This is a genomic window from Staphylococcus sp. HL28, assembly GCF_021117155.1.
Lineage (GTDB): Bacteria > Bacillota > Bacilli > Staphylococcales > Staphylococcaceae > Staphylococcus > Staphylococcus warneri.
Genome location: NZ_CP088219.1, coordinates 21,536 through 29,007 on the forward strand (window position 1 = coordinate 21,536; position 7,472 = coordinate 29,007).

The window sequence follows — 7,472 nt, forward strand, 5'->3', positions numbered from 1 at the left end:
AAAAACTTTTCGTTGAATTTATTTTATAATAAATTCAACGAAAAGTTTTTGCTTTAACTATTACTAAATTTTATAACGATTCATCTTCTATATAAAATTCCAATTCTTTATCTTCTTCTGATTCGATATCAACTTCATCTAACATTTTTTGATTTTTTTCTAATCTAACTTTATGTAAAAAAAACCAGATAACCATTACTAGTATCAATATAAATTTTTTCATTATTATCTTCTCCTTTATTTTTATGAAGTTCTTAAGCTCTAATTTACCTTCTTACATATTTTTGGTAATATTATTTATTGAATCAATAACTTACTATTACTAGTATACAATGAGAATTTCATTAATCTACTTAATACAATCAAATATTTTAGGAGGAGCATAATATTGCTTTATTCAATTGTAATACCATATAAAGAGTCTAACATTAATATGTTAAGGGATTGTTTAGATAGTATCGATGATCAAACATTTAAAGATTTTGAAGTGATTTTTATACATGATGGTAGAACGAACTTACCTAATGAAGTTAAAAAATATCACTTTAATTATAAAATCATCGAAGATAAAATTTCTAATAATCCACAAGTCTATAGAAACTTAGGTGTTTCTCAGTCTCAAGGTGAATATATTTTATTTATGGATGCTGATGACTACATTCACCCTAATACTTTAATTTATACCAAAAGGATTATTGATGAATCTCATGATGATGTAATCAAATTAAATGTTAAAAAAACTCATTACACTAAAAATCTTACATTTAAAGATAACAAAAAATCATTTTTTGCTTCAAATACATCTGAGCAAATAGATCAATTTTTCAAAAAAATCAACGTTGACCCAACAATATACAATGATAGTGAATTTATAAATGAGTTGTTTGAATTAGGATTGATCAATCATAATTATAATACCTTTAGACAAAATATTTTACTTAGTAAAATAAATTACAAGTTTAAAGCACATGGGTTATTAATCAAAAATGCATTTTTGAAAGAACATAGTTTACAATTTGATACAACAAACACCATTTACGGAGATATACCTTTTGTTATAAGCGTCTATAATTTAGTTGATACTATCAAACAAACAACTGTCAAATTATATTTCAAACTAATTCATAACGATAGCGTGAATTTTCCCTCTCAAACTCAAATATACAAAGATGTAAAAAGTTATTATAAATTATTAGCTTTTGATAAAGCTTTAACTTTTTGTCCTAATTTAACATTAGCTAAAAAAATAAAAGAATTTGCTGCACGCGAATATTTATATTATGTAATAAAAAATGAAAATTTCACGAATTCCTATAAGAAAGTAGTTCCCATATATATAACTCTTTGTGATATATTAAATAAGCCATCTCAAAAAATAAAACTTAACTTGAGACATTCATATGAAATTAGTGCAATTAAAAAAGGTAAGTTTAAAAAGGCTTATTCTAGAACCAAAAAAAGAGTAACCCTATACAATATATATAAGTTTTCAAACCCTAAAAACGAAAGGTTTAGAAAAAAAACAATACAACAAGAAATTTTTTCAAAACTCCCAATTAGAAAAAATGTTGTTTTGTATGAAAGTTTCTTAGGAAAAAATTTTTCTGATAGTCCAAAAGCTATTTTTGAATATTTAAAATCTCAAAAAAATGATAACAAAAAACATATCTGGATTTTAAATAATAAAGAAGTGATAAAAGACTATAACATGCTTAATGATAATAATGTCAAAATAATAGATAGATTCAGTTGGAAATATTTCTATTATGTGACAGTATCAAAATATTTTGTGTTAAATATGAGACAACCTAAATGGTTAAAAAAGAAACCCCAACAAACTATTTTATCTACTTGGCATGGCACTCCACTAAAGCGTCTTGTATTTGACATGGATAATATAACGTCTGCTAGCAAAAGTTATAAACAAGACTTTTATCAACAATCAAGAAATTGGGATTACTTGATTGCTGCTAATGAATATAGTAAAAAAATATTCGAAAGAGCATTTATGTATCCATCAACTAATATTTTAACTTATGGCTATCCAAGAAACGATGTTTTGACTAATCATGATGATATATACAAAGCACAGTTAAAAAATAAATTGGGTGTACCTAAAGATAAAAAAATCATACTATATGCACCAACATGGAGAGATGATGAATATCATAGTGTTGGAAAATACAAATTCACACTTCAATTAGATTTAAAAAAAATGCAACAAAAACTTGGTGACGAATATATAGTTTTATTAAGAATGCATTATTTTATATCAGATATTTTAGAGATTACTGAATTTGATGGTTTCGCTTATGATTTTTCAAAGTATAATGACGTTAATGATTTATATATAGTTAGTGATATTTTAATTACTGATTATTCATCTGTATTTTTTGACTTCGCTAATCTAAAACGTCCTATACTATTCTATACTTATGATTTAGATAAATATAAAGATGAACTTCGTGGATTTTATATAAATATGGAAAAAGATCTTCCAGGACCACTTTTATTTAATACAAATGAAGTTATAAACAGTATTAAAAATATCAACACCGTTTCAAGTGAATTTAAAGTCAAATATGCTCGTTTTTATGATAGATTTTGTTCATTAGAAGATGGTAAAGCTACTCAAAGAGTAGTAAATAAAGTTATCAAATAATATTTTATCACTTAGTGGCTAATAGCTAGCCACTATATTTTTTATCTGTAAACATATTGGTAATAATACCAAACAAGAATTTAACACATAAGTAGATAATAATTAATCTGCTAATTGATACTTTAAATTTCAATATAAAAGCTAAATAAATTAATTTTAATGTTCCTTATAAGTTTTTCGTAATGTTAAAAATAAAATTTGTGCGTACTTGTTATACCAGTAACACTGTTTCTAAAAATTATAAAAATTAATTTTTATCGTAGTAAATCAAGTATTCTATTATAGAACATAGTAATGATTTTTAAATTATATATAATCGGCAAAACGATCGCGATATTTAACATGTAGTATAGATCCAATAATATAAATAACAATTAAAAATAATATGTTATATACAGCTAATTTCCAATGATTAATAAAGAACCACGTATGGTGCAAAATAGCCGATCTGTACCCTTGAGCAATAAAATATACAGGATTTAATTTTATTACATTTAAAACTACTTGATTAGCCGGTAAATACAAAATTGAAGACATAAAAAATATCATTCTCATAACAGCTTGAATAATCATTTGAGTATCTCGGATTATAGCCCCTAAAGTAGATGTTAACAATGCAATTGCCATTGTTAGAAATAATGTATATGGGATAAATAAAAATAACTGAAAAGTATATATGGACGGAGCATATCCCCCTATCCAACAAATGATATTTACTATTATTAGTAAAACAATATGACTATAAAATTTACTTACTACTAAATAACTGGGCAATATAGATAATGGGAAATTCATTTTTGAAACTTGATTATATTTTGAAGTTATGGCTTTAGTACCTTGTAAAATGCCTTGATTTATGAAAAACCACATACTAATACCTACAATAAGCCAAAAAATAAAAGGGGTACCTTCTATCATTCTGTTACTTCGAAATCCTAGGCCAAAAATAAACCAATACATCATTATTTGTATAAAGGGATTAAGTACTTCCCATAGAACGCCCAAATAATTATTTTTGTTTGAAATTTTTATTTGAAATTCAGCAAGTCTTTTTATTAGATAAACATTAGATAAATGTTCTTTAAAAATAAAAAAAGAACTTTTCATATTTTCTCTCCACCTATATATAATTATAATATTAAAATTATACTCAACAAACCCACAAGATTTGATAATACTTAAATAAAAGGTATTATTTATATTTCTGCTTTATAAAAAAATGTTAATACGCAATAATATTGCCAAACACTAATAATAAAGACTCTTCAATATGAGCACATAAAAACGTTATCTAAATTGAGTAACTAGATAACGTAAACTATTTCAAAATTAGTATAATTACATTTTATCATTAATTTATTTAATTATAAAATAAAAAAATTCAAAAAATAATTTATTTTATAAAACCCAAATTATTGTTTATAGTTTTATAAAAGCCAGGTTGACTTTCAGCCTGGTTTTCAGTTTTAATTACTGACGAATTTAAATCTTTATCTAGAACAATCAATGAAACTTTTCCTTTTGAAATGTTTCCTGTATTGAATTTTACTAAGTATTCCCCTGGTTTTAAAGCGTTCTTTTTAATGTTTAAAAGATGGTACTGCGTAGGATCTTTCCGATTTTTCACCTCTATAAAGTTTATAGAAGAATTTTTTGAAAAAAGATGTAGAATAGTATTTCCATCCTTTTTTGATATTTTTTGTAAAATAACATGCATCGGTTTTTTATAGTATCTACATTTATACTTATAATAGGCTATATTCTTCTTAAAATGCAGATTTTTTGAATCTTTTATTAGATACCATTCAATAAATTTTATGATTTTTCGTTTATTATTCTTCTTGATAAGTTCTACAGCTTTTTGATTTAATTCATCATCTAATAATGGATTAATATCAACATCTTTCTCTATTGTTTTTATAGCTTTATGAATTGTTGGTAATATTATATCAATTTCTCTTATAAAATTATAAGTGTAAAATTTAGCACTTAAAAAATCTCTATTTATTAAACGAATCAATAATTTTTCAAATAGAGGATTATTTTTGTATTTATCAACTAAATTTTCATAAGCTTGCATTTGAAAATTTATTCTATTATTCATTGTTGATTCGTTTGACCTTACTAGAGAGACATTATCCTTATATCTATTAGCAATGTATACAACATCTTGAGTAGTACTAATTTTATCTACATGAAATAATACTTCTGCAAAAAATTGTAAATCTTCCCCGAAAATCATTGCAGGAAAGCGAATGTTATTATTTTTTATGATTTCGGCCTTTATCATTTTTCCTGCCGGAGCTAAATGATAAAAAGATTTTCTAACATTGTTAATATCTAATTTATTTTGTTCTATTTTTGATAATGCAACCCCTGCTCTTGAAATTTTATTACTATGCATATATTTTGTTAATCCTGTAGAATAGTCTGTTTTATTTAGTTTCAACATATTATATAATTTTTCTACTGCATCTTCAGGGAGCCAATCATCCCCATCAACAAACATTAAAAAATCCCCTTTACTTAAATCAATTGATAAATTACGTGGTTTTGCAGGGGTTCCGGAATTTACATTTAACTGTATAAGTTTGTAGTTAGAAAAATTTGGAATAATCTTATTAACAATCTCTAACGTATCATCTGTAGAGCAATCATCTACAACGATTAATTCAAACTTATTTTTATCAAATGTTTGTTTTAATAAGCTGTTTAGCGTGCCTTTAATAAATTTACTTTTATTATATGTACTAATTAATAAACTCACTTCAATATCCTTGCTAATTTGATGTTCGGCTATAACTTTCAATATCCATACCTCCAACTTATTTATAATTATATAAATATATTACTATAATAATAATGTTTGTTTATAATTGAAAGGGTATTAAGTAAGAAAAAACCACTCACAAAACTAACCTTAATTTCTAAAAGACGATATAATTTAGTAGATACAACATTAAAATATACACTAGCTAATATCAACCAGTGCATTCTAATAAGACAACATTCTTGAAAGAAAGGTCTATCCAGTAATACCAATGAAGGTAGCTTATAATTGGCCAAAATAGTATTAAAGCTCGATAAAGTAGTCTTTTCAATTTGTGAATGTGGGGATCTCTTCCTAGATACAGTTAATAATCAGAACTATTGATGTTAACGTAGTTCATGATTATCAGAAGCTATTTAAAATAAGAGTGTGTCATTACTTTAGACTGTAATGACACACTCTTTCAATATATAAAATACTAATACTTATTTTTTTCCAAAAATTCTCCTAACACTTCATCAACTATAGCTTTTATAGATGTATCTTTATCTAATGCCATTTGATTTAGTCTTTTTTTTATATCAGTGTCCACTCTCATAGTCGTACTTTTAGATACCGGTTTATAATTTTCCGTATATTTTACCTCAGATGTATCTATGTTATCTAAAAATCCTGCCATAAATATCACTCACCTTCAATTAATCTAATTCTATTAACTAATTCTTCGTAGACTTTGTTAAACATATATATAACTTTTTTGTCATGCATATCTTTATCTTTTATTCCATCAGCGGCAAATTTTTTTATTCTTTCTCTTTGATATATCTGGTTCTCAAAGAGTGCTTCAGAAAATGCTGATTTAGACATATCTAATATCTGTTTATCTACACGTCCACTTTTTTTAATTAATACTGGAACAGCACCAACCAATTCAAATGATAAATCTGATTCTTTTTTTCGATCCCTTAAAAAATTAACAAATGAAAGACTACTTTCATAAGCAGATTGTTGTGTTTGAAATACCATTAAAATGTAATCACTTGCGTAAACAGCATTATTAGTGAAATCAGAGTTAATAGTAGGTGGTACATCAATAAATATATAGTCAAAATCGTGAATTTCTTTAATTTTTTCAACCACATTTTTTAAAATATATCTTTTCTTTAGAATATCTGTCTTTGAAATGATATCGGATAAGTTAGCCAAAGATGAATCAGCTGGTAATAGTGATAATTTGGAAGTTAATTTCACAATACTTTGATCTATATTTCCATTTTTTAGCATGTTTATAAATGAAATCTTTTCTTCCTCAAATTCTGGATAAGTTCTTTTCATAATTTGAGTTGCATTTCCCTGAGGATCAAAATCTATTAAAAGTACTTTTTTATCATAATTTTCAGATGCAATATAAGAAAGTAATGTGGCTACTGTTGTTTTACCTACACCACCTTTAAAATTTCCAACTGTTATTATGCTCAAAATAATACCTCCCATTTACTATGTCTTTGTTATTTACATTACTTCACTATCCTAATTAGTTTTGTCACATGTAACATGTTACTGTTGAAATTATTTTTTTTCAATCCTTATTTACTATGTCTTTGTTATTTACATTACTTCACTATCCTAATTGGTTTTGTCACATGTAACATGTTACTGTTGAAATTATTTTTTTTCAATCCTTATTTACTATGTCTTTGTTATTTACATTACTTCACTATCCTAATTGGTTTTGTCACATGTAACATGTTACATGTGACATGTTACTTATAAGAAGTTACATAATTTATTGTTTCTTCTTATTTACTTTGTTACTATTAACTTAGATTTTAATAAAGTAAAAAGCGTTTAGTCGTTGGCCCGACTAAACGCTTTAGGTAATAAACGCTAACATATATACTCTAAATGATGCGTTGTTTATATAATAAGTACATATAATTATATAGTATAAACAATATGACTTCAAGAATGAGATATTATTAAATATAATAACGCGTCTTATTACCTCTATCTAAATATGAAAAAGAAGAGGTTTATATT

General features: G+C 25.1%; 6 protein-coding genes. 1 reads left to right on the forward strand and 5 read right to left on the reverse strand.

Going from position 1 to position 7,472, the window contains the following annotated elements:
• Positions 1 to 70: 70 nt before the first annotated feature.
• On the reverse strand, positions 71 to 223 hold the full coding sequence (locus LPC11_RS12465) for a hypothetical protein (RefSeq protein ID WP_177224406.1): 153 nt from the start codon (positions 221 to 223) through the stop codon (positions 71 to 73).
• 165 nt (positions 224 to 388) lie between these two features.
• Here LPC11_RS12465 and LPC11_RS12470 point away from each other — a divergent pair, with 165 nt between their 5' ends.
• Positions 389 to 2,662, forward strand: coding sequence for a bifunctional glycosyltransferase/CDP-glycerol:glycerophosphate glycerophosphotransferase (locus LPC11_RS12470; protein WP_050969610.1), 2,274 nt, complete (start codon positions 389 to 391; stop codon positions 2,660 to 2,662).
• 306 nt (positions 2,663 to 2,968) lie between these two features.
• On the opposite strand, the gene LPC11_RS12475 is transcribed toward LPC11_RS12470, so the two are convergent.
• The 4 genes from LPC11_RS12475 to LPC11_RS12490 all read right to left on the reverse strand — a co-directional run bounded on the left by LPC11_RS12475 (position 2,969) and on the right by LPC11_RS12490 (position 6,911).
• Entirely contained in the window at positions 2,969 to 3,769 is an 801-nt protein-coding gene (locus tag LPC11_RS12475; protein WP_231307400.1) for an ABC transporter permease, read from the reverse strand.
• A gap of 286 nt (positions 3,770 to 4,055) precedes the next feature.
• A complete protein-coding gene (locus LPC11_RS12480; protein WP_231307401.1) occupies positions 4,056 to 5,471 on the reverse strand; it encodes a glycosyltransferase family 2 protein in 1,416 nt (471 codons plus the stop codon).
• 439 nt (positions 5,472 to 5,910) lie between these two features.
• A complete protein-coding gene (locus LPC11_RS12485) occupies positions 5,911 to 6,111 on the reverse strand; it encodes a hypothetical protein (protein ID WP_000896836.1) in 201 nt (66 codons plus the stop codon).
• Between the two features lie 5 nt (positions 6,112 to 6,116).
• Positions 6,117 to 6,911 carry a ParA family protein gene (locus tag LPC11_RS12490; protein ID WP_000022892.1) on the reverse strand — a complete coding sequence of 265 codons (795 nt, stop codon included), beginning with the start codon at positions 6,909 to 6,911 and terminating at the stop codon, positions 6,117 to 6,119.
• Between the last annotated feature and the right edge of the window lie 561 nt (positions 6,912 to 7,472).

Excerpts from the sequence above, each read along its gene's own strand:
- LPC11_RS12465 (WP_177224406.1), bottom strand. The coding sequence starts at position 223 with ATGAAAAAATTTATATTGATACTAGTAATGGTTATCTGGTTTTTTTTA.
- LPC11_RS12475 (WP_231307400.1), bottom strand. The coding sequence starts at position 3,769 with ATGAAAAGTTCTTTTTTTATTTTTAAAGAACATTTATCTAATGTTTAT.
- LPC11_RS12485 (WP_000896836.1), bottom strand. The coding sequence starts at position 6,111 with ATGGCAGGATTTTTAGATAACATAGATACATCTGAGGTAAAATATACG.